General features: G+C 70.4%; 15 protein-coding genes. 7 read left to right on the top strand and 8 right to left on the bottom strand.

From position 1 onward, the window contains the following. The first annotated feature begins 67 nt into the window (after window positions 1-67). Window positions 68-769, top strand: coding sequence for a L,D-transpeptidase (locus tag ACFU8W_RS13450; RefSeq protein ID WP_384035743.1), 702 nt, complete (start codon window positions 68-70; stop codon window positions 767-769). Window positions 770-851: 82 nt separating this feature from the next. Here the strand turns inward: ACFU8W_RS13450 and ACFU8W_RS13455 are convergent, their stop codons facing one another. Genes ACFU8W_RS13455 through argC form a run of 5 tightly spaced genes read right to left on the bottom strand, consistent with a single transcriptional unit; the run spans window position 852 to window position 5,715 of the window. Then, on the bottom strand, window positions 852-1,388 hold the full coding sequence (locus tag ACFU8W_RS13455; RefSeq protein ID WP_037698928.1) for an arginine repressor: 537 nt from the start codon (window positions 1,386-1,388) through the stop codon (window positions 852-854). A gap of 10 nt (window positions 1,389-1,398) precedes the next feature. Further along, window positions 1,399-2,610: an acetylornithine transaminase gene (locus ACFU8W_RS13460; protein WP_384035746.1), complete on the bottom strand. Its 1,212-nt coding sequence runs from the start codon at window positions 2,608-2,610 to the stop codon at window positions 1,399-1,401. After that, window positions 2,607-3,539 carry an acetylglutamate kinase gene (argB, locus tag ACFU8W_RS13465; RefSeq protein WP_384035749.1) on the bottom strand — a complete coding sequence of 311 codons (933 nt, stop codon included), beginning with the start codon at window positions 3,537-3,539 and terminating at the stop codon, window positions 2,607-2,609. The genes ACFU8W_RS13460 and argB overlap by 4 nt, the downstream gene beginning before the upstream one ends. After that, the gene (gene argJ, locus ACFU8W_RS13470; RefSeq protein ID WP_266987792.1) at window positions 3,536-4,690 is read right to left on the bottom strand and encodes a bifunctional glutamate N-acetyltransferase/amino-acid acetyltransferase ArgJ; all 1,155 of its coding nucleotides are present in this window, start codon (window positions 4,688-4,690) and stop codon (window positions 3,536-3,538) included. The genes argB and argJ overlap by 4 nt, the downstream gene beginning before the upstream one ends. After that, entirely contained in the window at window positions 4,687-5,715 is a 1,029-nt protein-coding gene (gene argC, locus ACFU8W_RS13475) for an N-acetyl-gamma-glutamyl-phosphate reductase (RefSeq protein ID WP_384035753.1), read from the bottom strand. The genes argJ and argC overlap by 4 nt, the downstream gene beginning before the upstream one ends. 527 nt (window positions 5,716-6,242) lie before the next feature. Between argC and ACFU8W_RS13480 the strand changes: the two genes are divergently transcribed. Beyond that, the gene (locus ACFU8W_RS13480; RefSeq protein WP_384035756.1) at window positions 6,243-7,289 is read left to right on the top strand and encodes an endonuclease/exonuclease/phosphatase family protein; all 1,047 of its coding nucleotides are present in this window, start codon (window positions 6,243-6,245) and stop codon (window positions 7,287-7,289) included. A 500-nt stretch (window positions 7,290-7,789) separates the two neighbouring features. Then, a complete protein-coding gene (locus ACFU8W_RS13485; protein WP_384035759.1) occupies window positions 7,790-8,395 on the top strand; it encodes a GPP34 family phosphoprotein in 606 nt (201 codons plus the stop codon). Window positions 8,396-8,560: 165 nt separating this feature from the next. Here the strand turns inward: ACFU8W_RS13485 and ACFU8W_RS13490 are convergent, their stop codons facing one another. Then, window positions 8,561-9,520, bottom strand: coding sequence for a GlxA family transcriptional regulator (locus ACFU8W_RS13490; protein WP_384035762.1), 960 nt, complete (start codon window positions 9,518-9,520; stop codon window positions 8,561-8,563). Window positions 9,521-9,617: 97 nt separating this feature from the next. On the opposite strand from ACFU8W_RS13490, the gene ACFU8W_RS13495 reads away from it, so the two are divergent. Continuing rightward, the gene (locus ACFU8W_RS13495; protein ID WP_384036203.1) at window positions 9,618-10,550 is read left to right on the top strand and encodes an NADP-dependent oxidoreductase; all 933 of its coding nucleotides are present in this window, start codon (window positions 9,618-9,620) and stop codon (window positions 10,548-10,550) included. Window positions 10,551-10,726: 176 nt separating this feature from the next. Here ACFU8W_RS13495 and ACFU8W_RS13500 read toward each other — a convergent pair whose 3' ends face one another. Beyond that, window positions 10,727-11,131, bottom strand: coding sequence for a DUF5997 family protein (locus ACFU8W_RS13500; RefSeq protein WP_384035765.1), 405 nt, complete (start codon window positions 11,129-11,131; stop codon window positions 10,727-10,729). Between the two features lie 58 nt (window positions 11,132-11,189). Here ACFU8W_RS13500 and ACFU8W_RS13505 point away from each other — a divergent pair, with 58 nt between their 5' ends. Beyond that, on the top strand, window positions 11,190-11,954 hold the full coding sequence (locus ACFU8W_RS13505; protein ID WP_384035768.1) for a LysR substrate-binding domain-containing protein: 765 nt from the start codon (window positions 11,190-11,192) through the stop codon (window positions 11,952-11,954). Between the two features lie 33 nt (window positions 11,955-11,987). Here ACFU8W_RS13505 and ACFU8W_RS13510 read toward each other — a convergent pair whose 3' ends face one another. Next, window positions 11,988-13,595 (bottom strand): alpha/beta hydrolase, encoded by a 1,608-nt coding sequence (locus ACFU8W_RS13510; protein ID WP_384035771.1) that lies wholly within the window; start codon window positions 13,593-13,595, stop codon window positions 11,988-11,990. A 786-nt stretch (window positions 13,596-14,381) separates the two neighbouring features. Here ACFU8W_RS13510 and ACFU8W_RS13515 point away from each other — a divergent pair. Both ACFU8W_RS13515 and ACFU8W_RS13520 read left to right on the top strand, forming a co-directional pair. Beyond that, window positions 14,382-14,879 carry a peptidylprolyl isomerase gene (locus ACFU8W_RS13515; protein WP_345513109.1) on the top strand — a complete coding sequence of 166 codons (498 nt, stop codon included), beginning with the start codon at window positions 14,382-14,384 and terminating at the stop codon, window positions 14,877-14,879. A gap of 677 nt (window positions 14,880-15,556) precedes the next feature. Next, window positions 15,557-16,297 carry a Clp protease N-terminal domain-containing protein gene (locus ACFU8W_RS13520; RefSeq protein WP_384035775.1) on the top strand — a complete coding sequence of 247 codons (741 nt, stop codon included), beginning with the start codon at window positions 15,557-15,559 and terminating at the stop codon, window positions 16,295-16,297. Window positions 16,298-16,383: the final 86 nt, after the last annotated feature.

A 16,383-nucleotide genomic window follows, 5' to 3' on the forward strand; every position in this document is an offset into this window, starting at 1 on the left:
GGCGTTGGTCCGTACGGAGCAGGCCCGGGGGGGGTGGACCGGCGGCGTCGCGTCTACGGTCCGGGACATGCGCATATCACTGGTGACCGGTTCGGTTCTGCTCGCCCTCACGGGTTCGGTGGCGGCGCGGCCCGCCGTCACGCCGCCGCTGCCGGAGCGGATGGCCGACACGGGCGGCGGCACGCAGCTGATCACCGCCGAGGCCCCCGGCACCGGATCCACCACGGGGACGGTGAGCTGGTGGAACCTGCGGTCCGGGCAGTGGGTACGGATGGGGTCGGCGTCGGCCCGGTTCGGGGCGAAGGGACTGGCGGAGGGGAAGCAGCGGGTCCAGGGCACGAACACCACGCCCACCGGTCTGTACGACCTGCCGTACGCCTTCGGGATCAAGGCGGCCCCGGCCGGGACCGCCTACCCGTACCGCCGGGTCAGCGACCGGTCGTGGTGGTGCCAGGACAACGAGGCCTCCCGCTACAACCGCTGGGTGGAGCCGCTGCCCGCCGACTGCCGGGCGGGCGAGGCCGAGCACCTGATCGCGTACGGGACGCAGTACGCCCGCGCACTGGTGGTCGGATTCAACTACGACCGACCGGTACGCGGGCGGGGTGCGGGCATATTTCTGCATGTGAACGGGGACGGGGCGACCGCCGGCTGCGTCTCCGTACCGGCGGCCGCGATGGACCGGACCCTCGCCTGGGCGGACCCGGACCGCCGGCCGCACATCGCAATCGGGACCCGTTCGGGCCCGACCGCGATCACCCGCTACTGATCCGGGCGCCCAGGACCCCTCTCCCGGGTCGGTCCGGACGCCCAGGGTCCGTCCCGCCCCGGAAAGAAGAGCCCGCGCGGGCTCAGCGGCCGTTCTGCGCCAGCCGCAACAGATGGTCGGCGAGTGCCTGACCGCCCGCCGGGTCACGACTGATCAGCATCAACGTGTCGTCGCCCGCGATGGTGCCGAGGATGTCCTGCAGCTCGGCCTGGTCGATGGCCGATGCCAGGAACTGGGCCGCGCCCGGAGGCGTACGCAGCACCACGAGGTTGGCCGACGCCTCCGCCGAAATGAGCAGTTCGGCGGAGAGGCGCCGCATCCGCTCCTCCTTGGCCGACTCGCCGAGCGGCGCCTGAGGGGTGCGGAAACCGCCCTCGCTCGGTACCGCGTAGATCAGCTCGCCGCCGGTGTTACGGATCTTCACCGCGCCCAGCTCGTCCAAGTCGCGGGAGAGCGTCGCCTGGGTGACGCTCAGCCCGTCGTCGGCGAGGAGCTTGGCCAGCTGGCTCTGCGAGCGCACCGGCAGCCGGTTCAGGATGTCCACGATCCGGCGGTGGCGTGCCGTGCGGGTCTGCGGCACGGACTGCCCGCCGTACTCGGATTCCTGCGCCTCGGTCATCGTCGTCGCCTCATTCTCCGGAGCGCTTCTCTCCTGATGGTTTGTGCCCGTGTGCCGCGTCGAGAGCGCCGGGCAGTGCCTCGAGGAACGCGTCCACCTCTGCGTCGCCGATGATCAGCGGCGGCATCAGCCGCACGACATCGGGGGCGGGCGCGTTCACCAGAAGTCCGGCTCCCTGAGCCGCCTGCTGCACCTGGGGTGCGAGGGGCTCGGTGAGCACGATACCCAGGAGCAGTCCGGAGCCGCGGACGTGGGAGACCAACGGGTGCCCCAGCCCCTCGACACCCTCCCGGATCCGCTCGCCGAGCCGCTTCACCCGATCCAGGGCGCCATCGGCGGCGAGGGTGTCCAGCACGGCGAGACCGGCAGCGCAGGCGATCGGGTTGCCGCCGAACGTCGTGCCGTGCTGACCGGGCTTCAGCAGGTCGGCCGCGGCACCGAAGGCGACGGTGGCGCCGATCGGCAGCCCGCCGCCCAGACCCTTGGCGAGGGTGACGATGTCGGGCTCGATGCTCTGGTGGGCCTGGTGCTCGAACCAGTGGCCGCACCGGCCGATACCGGTCTGCACCTCATCGAGAACGAGCAGGGTGCCGGTGGCCCGGGTGATCTCCCGGGCGGCCTCCAGGTAACCCTTGGGCGGGACGACCACACCGTTCTCGCCCTGGATGGGTTCGATGACGACCAGCGCGGTCTCGGTGGTCACCGCGGCGCGGAGGGCTTCCGCGTCCCCGTACGGGACATGCGTGACGTCGCCGGGCAGCGGGAGGAAGGGCTCGCGCTTCCCGGGCTGGCCGGTGAGGGCGAGGGCCCCCATGGTCCGTCCGTGGAAGCCGCCGTCGGTGGCGACCATATGGGTCCGCCCGGTCAGCCGGCCGATCTTGAAGGCGGCCTCGTTGGCCTCGGCGCCCGAGTTGGAGAAGTAGACCCGGCCGGTCCGTCCGAAAAGGTGCAGGAGCCGTTCGGCGAGGGCGACGGGGGGTTCGGCGATGAAGAGGTTGGAGACATGGCCGAGGGAGGCGATCTGGGCGGAGACGGCCCCGACGACGGCGGGGTGGGCGTGGCCCAGCGCGTTCACCGCGATACCGCCGACGAAGTCGAGGTACTCGGTGCCGTCGGCGTCCCACACGCGGGCGCCTTCGCCGCGGACCAGGGAGAGCTGCGGGGTGCCGTAGTTGTCCATGAGCGAGCCCTGCCACCGCTGTGAAAGCTCGGCGTTGGTCATGCTTCCCCCTCTGTCCCGGGCTGTGCGACTGTTCCTGGCTGTGCGTCGGGCACGACCATCGTGCCGATTCCTTCGTCGGTGAAGATCTCCAGCAGGATCGAGTGCTGGACCCGGCCGTCGATGACACGGGCGGTCTCGACGCCGTTGCGCACGGCGTGCAGACAGCCCTGCATCTTCGGGACCATGCCGCTGGACAGCTCCGGCAGCAGCTTCTCCAGCTCACCGGCGGTGAGCCGGCTGATCACGTCGTCGCTGTTGGGCCAGTCCTCGTAGAGACCCTCGACGTCGGTGAGGACCATCAGCGTCTCGGCGTTCAGCGCGGCGGCGAGTGCGGCGGCCGCGGTGTCGGCGTTGACGTTGTAGACATGGTTGTCGTCGGCGGAGCGGGCGATGGAGGAGATGACCGGGATCCGGCCGTCGTCCAGCAGCGCCTGGACGGCCCCGGTGTCGATGGCGGTGATCTCGCCGACCCGGCCGATGTCGACGAGCTCGCCCTCGATGGTGGGCCGGTGCTGGGTGGCGGTGATGGTGTGCGCGTCCTCGCCGGTCATGCCGACGGCGAGCGGGCCGTGCTGGTTGAGCAGGCCGACGAGCTCGCGCTGGACCTGTCCGGCCAGCACCATCCGTACGACGTCCATCGCCTCGGGCGTGGTGACACGCAGCCCGGCCTTGAACTCGCTGACCAGGCCCTGCTTGTCGAGCTGGGCGCTGATCTGCGGGCCGCCGCCGTGCACGACGACGGGCTTGAGGCCGGCCTGCCGCAGGAAGACGACGTCCTGCGCGAAGGCCGCCTTCAGCTCCTCGTCGATCATGGCGTTGCCGCCGAATTTGATGACGACGGTCTTGCCGTTGTGCCGGGTCAGCCAGGGCAGCGCCTCGATGAGGATCTGCGCCTTCGGCAGTGCGGTGTGCTTCCTCGCGGCGCTCATGAGCTGTACGCGCTGTTCTCGTGGACATAGTCCGCGGTGAGGTCGTTGGCCCAGATGACGGCCGACTCGGTGCCTGCGGCGAGGTCGGCGGTGATCTTCACCTCGCGGTAGCGCATGTCGACGAGGTCGCGGTCCTCGCCGACCCCGCCGTTCTTGCAGACCCAGACGCCGTTGATGGCGACATTGAGCTGGTCGGGCTCGAAGGCGGCCTTCGTCGTGCCGATCGCCGAGAGGACCCGGCCCCAGTTGGGGTCCTCGCCGTGGATGGCGCACTTGAGGAGGTTGTTGCGCGCGATGGAACGGCCCACCTCGACGGCGTCGTCCTCGGTCGCCGCGTTGATGACCTCGATCCGGATGTCCTTGGAGGCACCCTCGGCGTCGCCGATCAGCTGCCGGGCCAGGTCGGCGCAGACGACCCGTACGGCCTCCGCGAACTCGCCCTGCTCCGGGGTGATCCCGCTGGCCCCGGAGGCCAGCAGCAGCACGGTGTCGTTCGTCGACATGCAGCCGTCGGAGTCGACCCGGTCGAAGGTGGTGCGGGTCGCGGCGCGCAGCGCGGAGTCGAGACCGGCGGCGTCGACGTCGGCGTCGGTGGTGAGGACGACCAGCATCGTGGCGAGCCCCGGTGCGAGCATGCCCGCACCCTTGGCCATGCCGCCGACGGTCCAGCCCTCGCCGCCCGCGACTGCGGTCTTGTGGACCGTGTCCGTGGTCTTGATCGCGATGGCGGCCTTCTCGCCGCCGTGCTCGCTGAGCGCCGCGGCGGCGGTCTCGATGCCGGGCAGCAGCTTGTCCATCGGGAGCAGCGTGCCGATCAGCCCGGTCGAGGCGACGGCGATCTCACCGGCGCTGTGACCGATGAGGACCTCGGCGGCCTTCTCGGCGGTGGCGTGCGTGTCCTGGAAGCCCTGCGGGCCCGTACAGGCGTTGGCACCACCGGAGTTGAGGACGACGGCGGTGACCTCGCCGCCCTTGAGGACCTGCTCCGACCAGAGGACGGGGGCGGCCTTGACGCGGTTGGAGGTGAAGACTCCCGCGGCGGCGCGACGCGGGCCGTTGTTGACCACGAGGGCCAGGTCCGGGTTACCGCTCTCCTTGATTCCCGCGGCGATACCCGCCGCCGAGAACCCCTGTGCTGCCGTGACGCTCACGGTGCCACTCCGATCGTGGAAAGACCTGTGTCCTCGGGAAGTCCGAGGGCGATGTTCATGCTCTGCAGGGCGCCGCCCGCGGTGCCCTTGGCAAGGTTGTCGATGGCGCTGATGACGACGATCCGGCCGGCTGCCTCGTCGTACGCGACCTGGATCTGCACGGCGTTGGAGCCGTACACGGACGCGGTGGCGGGCCACTGTCCCTCGGGAAGGAGGTCGACGAACGGCTCGTCCGCGAAGGCCTTGTCATAGGCGGTACGCACGGACTCGACGGTCACGCCCGGCTTCGCCTTCGCGCTGCACGTGGCGAGGATGCCGCGGGGCATGGGCGCGAGGGTCGGCGTGAAGGAAACCGTGACCGGCTCGCCGGCGGCGGCGCTGAGGTTCTGGATCATCTCGGGCGTGTGCCGGTGGACACCGCCGACGCCGTACGGCGACATGTTGCCCATCACCTCGGAGCCGAGCAGGTGCGGCTTGGCCGCCTTGCCCGCCCCGGAGGTACCGGACGCGGCGACGACGACGGCCTCGGGCTCGGCGAGCTGGGCCGCGTACGCCGGGAACAGCGCGAGGGAAACGGCCGTCGGGTAGCAGCCGGGCACCGCGATCCGCTTGGAACCCGCCAGCGCGGCACGGGCACCGGGAAGCTCGGGCAGACCGTAGGGCCAGGTCCCGGCGTGCGGCGACCCGTAGAACTTTTCCCAGTCAGCGGCATCCCTCAGCCGGAAGTCGGCGCCCATGTCGACGACGAGCACCTCGTCACCGAGCTGCTCGGCGACGGCGGCGGACTGCCCGTGCGGCAGGGCGAGAAAGACGACGTCGTGCCCGGCGAGGACCTCGGGCGTGGTCGGCTGGAGCACCCGGTCGGCGAGCGGGCGCAGATGCGGCTGCAGCGCGCCGAGCTTCTGGCCGGCGTTGGTATTGCCGGTGAGAGCACTGATCTCCACCTCGGGGTGAACGAGCAGCAGACGGAGCAGCTCCCCGCCGGCATACCCGCTCGCCCCTGCCACTGCTGCACGTACCGCCATCGGAATCCTCCTCATCGATGGCATGACTATACGCATCGCCGAACTTTTATGCAAAGCATCGGCGCGCGGCGATGTGTGGCTGCCCCAGTCGTAGCCCACCTCTGACGGACAGGTGGGCGCGGCGCCGGGCGACACTCCGCTCGGCGCGTTCGCTCAGGTTGTGCCACATATCCCAATAGTCCGCCACCTGCACCGCCCGCGGCGCTCCCGCGGGCGGGCCTGCGCGGAGAACGGTGCGCATGCACGGCATACGGCCTCGGTCCCCGACCATTCGACGGGCCATGCGGCCGAGCTCGAAGCCTCCCGGTCGGGCAGCAGGTACACCGGCCGACGTGGCTCGCCATCCACCGCGGTCCTGCGGTTACGGCCCTTGCGCGTCGCCCACTCATCGACGCCGACCACCCCTCGGGGCAGGAAGTTGCGGGTCGGGCAATGCCTCGGCCATCCGCGGCGCCGTGCCGCGGACAGAAGAAACTGATTCACCCAGTGGCTCGTCTTGGGGAGCGAGGTCACGTGGAGGGGAAGCCATGATGGAGCAGGCGCGGGCGAACTGCGGTGCGACGGTGAAGGCGGCAGCGCCCCGGTGGGGGTGGCGCCGGGCGGGGCGCTGCGCTCCGGGCGAGGACGTGAGGGTCCGGTCGGTCTGGACGCGGGGGCGGGCGATCGCCGCGCTCGCGGTGCTGACGGCCGGGCTGCTGGCGTTCCACCGGGCCGTCCCCAACTCCGGGGGTCGCCTGGGCAGTCTGCTGGAAGCGTTCCTGCCTTGGCTCGGCCTGGTGATCGTGGTGCTGCTCGGCGGGGCACTGCTGCGCCGTTCGGCCACCGCGGTGGTGGCCCTGCTGATGCCCGTGGCGGCCTGGATGCACCTCTTCGGCGGGCTGCTCCTGCCCGGGGCGAAGCCCGGCGGGCACGACCTGGTCGTGGTGCAGCACAACGTCAGCGACGAGAACACCGACCCGGCGGGCACGGCCCGCGCCCTGGCCGACGCCGAGCCCGATGTCATCGCGCTGGAGGAGCTGGTGCCCCCGGCGCTGCTGGTCTACGAGAAGACCCTCGCCCCGGACTACCCGTACCACGCGGTCCGGGGCACCGTCGGACTCTGGTCGAGGTATCCACTGACCGACACCCGGCTGTTGGACATCAAACCCCAGGGGATCGCGGAGGCCTGGAGTCGCGGGCTGCGGACGGTGGTCCACACGCCGCACGGGGAGATCGCGGCGTACGTCGCGCACCTGCCCTCGGTCCGCGTCCGGGCGAGCGGCCTCGCATCCTCCCGGCGCGACGAGAGCGCCGGCCTGCTGGGCAAGGCCGTCGCTACCGAGAAGCTGAGTGCGGTGATCCTGCTGGGGGACCTCAACGGCACGGTCGACGACCGCGGGCTGGCCCCTCTCACTTCACGGATGAACGGAGCGGAACGCGGCTTCGCCTTCAGCTTCCCCGCCGCCTTCCCGCTGGCCCGGATCGACCAGGTCATGGCCCGCTCGGCGACCGTCGCCCACATCCGCACCTTGCCCGCCACCGGCAGCGACCACCTGCCGGTTGCCGCCCGGATCACGCTGAGGGCTGCCCCGTAGGCCGAGGAAGGGTCCCGGTGACAGCGAACCGCGCAGGTGGCAGTCGGCGTGCTTCGGCACAGGTGGTGCGATCGAGCGCGGCAGTCGACCAGAGCGCGCACTACTGCTCCGAGGACCGGCCACGTCACTCGGACGTACCGACTGAAGCGCTGAAGAGCCGACGCGGCCGGAGCTTCAGCCGGCGGTCGAGGCAGCATGGTGGGGCGGACGCAGGATGCAGGATGCAGCTGCCGCTCTCGCTCCGTAAGCTCGATATCGGGAATGCTCGGCGACGGGCAGGAAGGTCTTTTCCCCATACACCGACCACACCATCAGCGACCTGATCCCGATGGACAACACAGGCCGGACTTCCCGCCCGCCGGCTACGCGCAGCAAATCCGCTCGGCGATCGCGGCGGCCGCCGACAACGGCAGCCGACCTTGCCGCCCGGCGTCACATCGGGTGCCGGACCAGTTGCTCGGCGACGCCTCGCTACCGATGCCTCTGACGTGGAGCCCTTCATGACCACACCGCGGGACCTCTCGATCGCCGTCATGGACATGGCACCCGGTCGCTCTGTGGAGCAAGGTGACCTGTCACTCGCGCTCGCGGGGGCCGAGTTGATCGACCTCCTCGGTGCCGAGGCCATCAGACTGGACGGCGATCGGATCGTGCCGGGCCTCCGGCCTCCCATAGCCGATCACCTGCTGGACGAGGCTGCGGTGTCGCTGATCCGAGAGGCGCCGTACGAATCGGTCGACGACTGGCTGTGGCGCAGAGGTCGCGGCCTGTCCGCGGCCTATCTGGCCGCACTCGAGGCGGAGGGGCAGCTCACTCGGCAGCCCCGTCGCGGAATGCCCTTCCGGAGCGGTCGGGCGGTGCTGGTCGATTCGCCCGCCCGCCGCGCCGCCGCGAATCGCTGGACATCGGACGAACCCGTCCTCGCCGCCCTTGCGGCAGCCATCGGAATCCGGGACGAGTGGACCGGGGACTTCCCGACCACGGCCGACGACCCGGTGGTGACAGTGCTGGCCGCCGTCAACGACGCGTTGATGGAGCTGGAGGCCGTGCGGCAACGGCGAGCCATCGAGGACGCGGCCTTCGACAACATCTGGCGAGGCGAATGACGACGGCACCACACCCGGGGCGGTGGCCGTCGCCACCTGATGGCCACCGCACATGGCACACCTGAGCGCCCCTGGCAACCGACACTCCCGAGTCGGCGGGAAGGTCGCCGCCCCGCGCACAGTCCGGTACCCCCGTCGCCCACCCGCCCGGCCTGCGGCGATATGTCAGTCCCCTGCGCGCGGCGCACCCCGGAAGGTGCGCCGGTAGGCGAGGGGCGAGACGCCGATCGCTGCGTGCAGGTGCTGGCGCAGCGAGGTACCCGTGGCGAAGCCGACCTGTCCGGCGATCTCGTCCACCGACAGGTCACTCGATTCGAGCAGCTGGCGCGCCCGCCCGACCCGCTGCTGAATGAGCCACCTGCCCGGGCTCATGCCCACCTCTTCGTCGAAACGGCGGGCGAAGGTGCGCAGGCTCATCCGGGCGCGGTCGGCCAGCTCCGCCAGGCTCAAGGGCTCGTGGAGGTGTTCCAGGGCCCACTGACGGGCGGCGGCCGTTCCGTTGGCGGACGGCTCGGGGACCGGCTGCTCGATGTACTGCGCCTGTCCCCCGTCCCTCCAGGGCGGGACGACACACATACGTGCCACCCGGTTGGCGACCTGACTGCCGTGGTCCTTGCGCACGAGATGCAGGCAGACATCGACCCCGGAAGCGGCGCCCGCGGAGGTCAGTACGTCCCCGTCGTCGATGAACAGGACGTCCGGGTCCAGTTCCACCTGGGGGAACCAGTCACGGAAGACCTTCGCGAGCGCCCAGTGCGTGGTGGCCGGCCGGTGATCGAGCATCCCGGTGGCCGCGAGCACGAAGGCGCCTGTGCAGATCGACACGATGCGCGTGCCGGGTGCCATGGACCCGAGGGCCGCAACAACGGCCGCGGGCGCCTCCCGCGTGATGCGGGAGGTGTCGAAGGGCGGGATGACGACGGTGTGGGCCGTGCCCAGAATCTCCGGGCCGTGCTCGACACCGACCGAGAAGTCGGAGTTGGTACGCACCGAACGGCCGTCGACGGTGCAGGTGAGGACCTCGTACCGGCCCTCCGCGGCCCCGAAGACCCGGCTCGGAATGCCCAGTTCGAACGGGTACACCCCGTCCAGGGCCAGCACGACGACACGGTGCACGTTTCCCATTGGCAGAATCCCGTCGAAAGATGGCAATCATGCCATGGTACGGAACGGCGAAACCGGTCACGCTTGCCTCATGACGAACGACACGAACCAGGCCACCATGCGCGCGATCAGCCAGGACATTCACGGAACCCCCGACGTACTCAGGGAAGTACGGCTTCCCAGGCCCGTCCCCGGCCCGAGTCAGATCCTGGTCGCCGTCCGTGCCACCGGCGTCAACCCCACCGACTGGAAGCACCGGGCGAACGGCCTGTTCCTCGACCGACTTCCGCTCGTGCTCGGCTGGGACGTCTCGGGAGTCGTCGAGGCCGTCGGTTACGGGGTCACCCTCTTCAAGCCGGGCGACGAGGTCTTCGGCATGCTGCCCTACCCGCACGGCGTCGGCTCCCACGCCGAGTACGTGACCGGTCCCGCCCGCGCATTCGCCCACAAGCCGGCCGGCATCGATCACGTCCAGGCCGGAGCACTCCCCCTCGCCGCCCTCACCGCCTACCAGGCACTCGTCGACACCGCCGAAGTCCGGCCCGGCCGGCGGGTCCTCATCCACGCCGCCGCCGGCGGCGTGGGCCACCTCGCCGTCCAGATCGCCAAGTCACGTGGCGCGTACGTGATCGGCACCGCGAGCGCGCCCAAGCACGACTTCGTACGCGGGCTCGGTGCGGACGAAGTCATCGACTACCGCACCGTCGACTTCGCCGATGCCGTCCAGGACATCGACATGGTCCTCGACCCCCTCTCCGGCGAGACCCGCGCCCGCTCCCTCGACGTCCTCCGCCGCGGCGGCATCCTCGTCTCCCTCCTGGGCGGTGGCTCACCCCAGGAGGCGGCGAAGGCCGCCGAGTTGGGCATCCGCGTCGAAACCCTCCTGGTCGAGTCCGACCACGCGGGCATGAGCGCCATCGCCGAACTCGTCGAGTCCGGCTCTCTCCGCGCCCACATCGAGGCCACCTTTCCCCTCGCGGACGCGGCCAAGGCCCACGCGCTGGGTGAGACCGGCCGCACCACCGGCAAGATCGTCCTGATCGTGGAGTAACGACCTGGGAGGGTGAGGATCAGCAGCGCCCGACCTCGCGAGCAGGTCGCCGGGGATGCCGTCGATCACGCGCTGCGGGCACGGACCTCACAGAAACGACGCTGTCGGCGGTCCTCATCCCGGTTGGGTGAGGACCACCGACAGCGTCGTCGCGTCCGAACGTCGAGAGAAGCAGGTCAGGAGCGCGGTCGCTGGGACTGGCCGGCTCGCTCCGCGTTCTTCTCCTTGATGCGCGCCGCTTCCTTCCGGACCTCGGCCTGGGTGGCGCGCTCCTTCTGCAGCCACTCGGGGAGGTCCTTCTTCAGCGCGTCGATCTGCTCCGTGGTGAGGGGGTCCGTGACTCCGCCACGTGCGAGACCCGCGATGGAGACGCCCAGCTTCGCCGCGACCACCGGGCGGGGGTGCGGTCCGTTGCGCCGCAGTTCCTGCAGCCACTCGGGCGGATCGGCCTGCAGCGCGTTGAGCTCGCTGCGCGAGACGACACCCTCCTGGAACTCGGCGGGGGTGGCCTCGAGGTACACACCCAGCTTCTTTGCCGCGGTTGCGGGCTTCATCGTCTGGGTGGTCTGGTGCGACGTCATGGTGTCAAGGGTAGCGAGCGTGTGCGATACCTCCGACCACGACCGGTAACCTGGCGGGGTGACAGGCTCCGATGTACCCCTCTCCTTCCGGCTCGCATACGTCCCAGGCGTGACGCCGACCAAGTGGGTGCGCATCTGGAACGAGCGGCTGCCCGACATCCCACTGACTCTCGTCGCGGTGGCCGCCGCCGAAGCATCCGACCTGTTGCGGCGCGGCGGCGCCGACGCGGGTTTCGTGCGGTTGCCGATCGACCGGACGGACCTCAGCGCGATCCCCCTCTACACCGAGACCACGGTGGTCGTCGTCCCGAAGGACCACGTCGTGGCGACGGTCGACGAGGTGTCCGTGGCGGATCTGGCCGACGACGTCGTGCTGCACCCCCTCGACGACACCCTGGGCTGGGAACTTCCGCCCGGCCGACCCGCGATCGAGCGTCCCGCCACGACGGCGGATGCCATCGAGCTGGTGGCGGCAGGGGTAGGCCTCCTCGTCGTCCCTCAGTCACTCGCACGCCTGCACCACCGCAAGGACCTCACGTACCGGCCGCTCACGGACGCCCCCGAGTCACGCGTCGCGCTGTCGTGGCCGGAGGAAGAAACCACCGACCTGGTGGAGGACTTCATCGGGATCGTCCGCGGGCGGACCGTCAACAGCTCGCGGGGGCGCAACCCCGCCCCGGCGCAGCCGAAGCAGCGCAAGCGCCCTGAGACAGGCGGCGCGCAGCGAAAGACCACAGCCGGGAAGCCGGCCCGCAAGAGCCCGCGGAGCGGATCCGGCGGTCCCAAGACCGGCAGGCGGGGCAAGCCCCGTCGCCGGTCCTGAATCCGGTCTGCGTTGCCTGCCTCGTTCCGGAGCTCACTTCGCGCCCGTATCGCCTCCTCCGTCGCGGACGGCCGGTGTCTCCGTAGCGAAGGGAGGGACGTCCTGTTCGCACGTGGCGCCGACGGGGGGCAGGACACCGCTGAGGAAGTAGCGGGCCGCGTACCGGCCGACGCAGCCGCTCGGATTGTCCAGTGCTGTGTGACCGTACCCGTTGAGCGTGAGCAGACGGGCGTCGGCGAGTTCACGGGCCATCGCCTGGCCTGCCTGATACCGGGTGGCAGGGTCGTAGGTCCCATTGACGACGAGTACAGGGTTCGCGGTGTGCCTGTTCCAGGGGCCGGTGTAGTTCCTCACGGCGCGGGCCGGCCAGGTTGCGCACGGCTCGTTGGCCCAGGCCCACCAGTGTCCGAGGTCTCCCGCTCGCGCGGTACTCAGCTTGTCGAGTCCGACGTAGTGTGCCGGGTCGCGGGGGTTGGGGCTTTCCGCGCACAGTACGCCGAGATGCTGCTCGAAACCGGGATACTTCGAGCCGACGGGCGGCGCCGGCGGATCCTGCGGGACGCGGCCCTCCCAGAGGTCCTGCAGCATCTGGGCCGTCTCGTCCCAGCCGGGGTGGACCGTGTAGAGCCCACCACGGACCTCGCTGACGGTCTTCGCGTACGTCCAGGAGCCCACGGGGCTACTCGGGAGGCGCCGCAGCAGCTCGCTGAACTTGGCGCGGGTTGCTGCCGGGTTTCCTGCGGAGAAGGCACAGCTGCTCGCCGGGGCGCGACCGCACAGTCGCAGGAACTCCCGCAGGACGTCGGCCGAGCCCAGATCGGACCCCAGCCGCAGGAAGGTGCTCAGTTCAGGCTCGCTCTTCGAGCCGCCGTCGACCCAGGCCCGAGGATCGACATTCCCGTCGAGCACCAGGCGGCCGACCCTGGACGGGAAGAGGTTTGCGTAGGTCGCCCCCAGCAGCGTTCCGTACGAGACACCCCAGTACCTCAACTGCCGCTCACCGAGCGCCTGGCGCAACCGGTCGAGGTCGCGGGCGCTCTCGGCCGTCGAGACATGACGCAGCAGTTCCGGAACGCGCTCCTCACAGCGTCGGCCGAGCTCGGCGTAGGCCGCGGTGAAGGATCTGCGCTCTTTCGCGCCGACCGGAAAGTCGGGAACATTCGCCCACCATGTGCTGGCCTCTTCCGCGCTGGAAAAACATCGCACTGCGGTGCTCTGCCCGACGCCGCGCGGGTCCCAACTGACGATGTCGAACCGCTCCCGTAGTTCCTCGGGGAACTTCTCATACTGCAACGGCAGCCCCACCGTTCCCGCGCCGCCGGGTCCCCCGGGGTTGAAGAACAGTGATCCGACCCGCCGACCGGGAGCGATGGCCCGGTGCCTGATCACCGACAGGTCGATCGTGCGCCACCCGGGACGGGCGTAGTCGAGTGGCGCCTGCATCGTTGCGCACTCGAATCCCTGCAGCCCCTCACCCTCGCAGGGCTTCCACGTCAGCGTCGTCCCGCCGGAGGCGGACGGTCCCCCGTCGGGCAACTCGACCGCGACCGAACCTCCGATCGTGACCGCGGAGGCGAACAGCAGGGCCCCCGCAGCGCACCTGGCGCCACGTCTTTGCCGATGGATGGCGACACCCGGCATCGGTGGCCCCTTCCTGGGCAGGGTGACTCATGGCGCGGAGCCGGCGATCGGCAGACTCAGTGCCATACGAACGGCGCCGAACGTGTCGGGCAACACGCGCCCGTCCGAACGGGTGGCAGCGTCGTCCGTCCGGGCTCAGCACAAGAGCCGTCCGGTCCCGCGCCCCGTGGACGCGGGCGAACTCCCCGCGGCCGTCTCGGTACGCCGGCAGCAGTGCTCCGTCGACGGGTGCGCCGTTCGCCGACCCCCGATGCGGGACTCCACTCACCCGTGCGTCAACTCCTTGTCCGCGGAGGCGATGCGTCGACCCCTCCTCGTCCCCGTACAGCAGCACGTGGCCACGGTCCCGCCGTCAGGCCGTCGCCGACGCCCGCGGCACCGCGCGGTGCACGGCGCGCCGGCCGAGCACTCTGTTCGGCGAGGCGATCACGCGCGTCGTGACCCCTCAGCACGTCGTCACTCGGTCGGTCCAGCCCGCCGGGACGGGCCGGTAGGCCGGAAGGACCCGGGAGACCCAGGACGGGGCGACGACCGGGCAGGGGCTTCCCCGGCGGGTCGGGCGCAGCGAGGGGAGGCGGTCACCGTGCGTAATACATCAGTCCGGCACCCGCTCCGGAGCGGGCAGAGAGGCACTGCGCACAGGTTTCTGATGCCTGGTCAGCCTGCCTCTCCGACCGCCCGCACGACAGCTTTTCTCGCACTTGCGTTCGAGAGTCGACCGGGCGATCCGGCGATCGCACCACCCCGTCCGCTGGTGGCCGACGACGGTGATGTCAGGATGGATCCATGACGACCAAGGTTTTTTTCGACATCACCATCAATGACGAGCCCGCCGGGCGGATCGTGTTCAACCTGTTCGACGACGTGGTCCCGAAGACGACGGAGAACTTCCGCGCGCTGGCGACCGGCGAGAAGGGCTTCGGCTACAAGGGCTCGTCCTTCCACCGGGTCATCCCGGACTTCATGCTGCAGGGCGGCGACTTCACCAGCGGTGACGGCCGCGGTGGCAAGAGCATCTACGGCGAGAAGTTCGCCGACGAGAACTTCAAGCTCACGCACAACAAGCCCGGACTGCTGTCGATGGCGAACGCAGGCCCCAACTCCAACGGCTCCCAGTTCTTCATCACGACGATCGTGACGTCGTGGCTGGACGGCAAGCACGTCGTCTTCGGCGAGGTCGACGGCGAGGAGAGCATGGACCTGGTCAAGAAGATCGAGAGCTACGGCTCGCAGAGCGGCAAGACCCGGGCCAAGGTCACCATCGCCGACTCCGGCGTCCTCTGACCGTACGAGGAACCCTCTGGCGCCCGGCCTCTCGCTGATCGATCAGCGAGAGGCCGGGCGCTCGTTCCCACCCCACGCCCGCCCGGCGGGACCGTTCGGATCCGCTGCGACACCCGTACGGCACTGCGGCGACAGTCGCCCGATGGATCCTTCCGACCGGAGCCGGGTACGCGCCGAGCGGCCGCATGCCGCGTCCATGGCGGCAGCCCCGCACACCCGGACCGGCGCCCCTACGGTCGCGGCGGGCCCATGCCCGGGTTGACAGGTCGGCGCAGCCCATGCGACCTGGCGCGACGATCACCGGTCCGTACGGAAGTGGCGGCCGCACGCCCATCTCACCGAGTTCCGGGCCGGCCCGCTCGCCGGCGTCGACGCACCCCGCTCCGCAGGCTTCCCGGACCCGCGACCGAGCCGGCCGCCCAGGTCGGCCATGCCGAGGTCACGGCCCCGGATCCGCTGTCCGGCACGACGACGGACCGACTGGACACCTTCCCGGAGAACGTGCTGCGGCCCGCTCGGGCCCATACGAGCCCGCGGATGACGGACTGGGCCATCCGCCACTTCCCGTCGAGGTCGGCCGATGACTGGACCTGCCCGCAGGGCCGAGCGTCGCCACGCCCGACTTGTACTGTCAACCGATGGTTGACGCTTCACGACTGTCAACCTAAGGTTGACACATGGCGAAACCAGTGAGCATGACGAATCCGGTACGGCTCGACGAACTGATCGAAGCCATCAAGAAAGTTCACTCCGACGCTCTCGAACAGCTCTCGGGCGCGGTCATCGCCGCCGATCACCTCGGTGACGTGGCCGACCATCTGATCGGCCACTTCGTCGATCAGGCACGCCGCTCGGGAGCCTCCTGGACGGAGATCGGGAAGAGCATGGGAGTCACCCGACAGGCGGCCCAGAAGCGCTTCGTCGCCAAGGATCCCGGCGAACCGTCGGATCTCGACCCCAGTCAGGGGTTCAGCCGGTTCACCGAGCGGGCGCGGAACGTCGTGATGGCGGCACAGAACGAGGCCCGCGCCGCAAACAACGACCAGGTGCGTACGGAGCACCTGACGCTGGGGCTGCTCAGTGAGCCGGACGGGCTCGCCGCGGCGTTCATCAAGGCGCAGGGCGTCTCGCTCGACGCCGTCAGGCAGGCCGCTACCGAGGCGCTGCCGCCCGCGGCAGCGGAGCTCCCGGACCTCATCCCGTACGACGCCGGGGCACGCAAGGCGCTGGAGCTCACGTTCCGGGAGGCCCTGCGGATGGGGCACAACTACGTCGGCACGGAGCACATCCTGCTCGCGCTGCTGGAGCACGAGGACGGCGAGGGCGTGCTGACCGGGCTCGGTATCGACAAGGTCGCCGCGGAGACCGGCATCGCCGAGGCCCTGACGCTCGACGCCGCAGCGCACAAGGGTGAATGACCGGCCGCACCGACCGGAGCCGGACAGTTCCGTACGGCTGTGAGCGCACCGGCGCCTCCCTGCTCCCCCCTCCCCGGCGTGAACAC

Origin of the sequence: Streptomyces sp. NPDC057565, from assembly GCF_042801455.1 — a bacterium.
Classification (GTDB): Bacteria; Actinomycetota; Actinomycetes; order Streptomycetales; family Streptomycetaceae; genus Streptomyces; species Streptomyces yanii.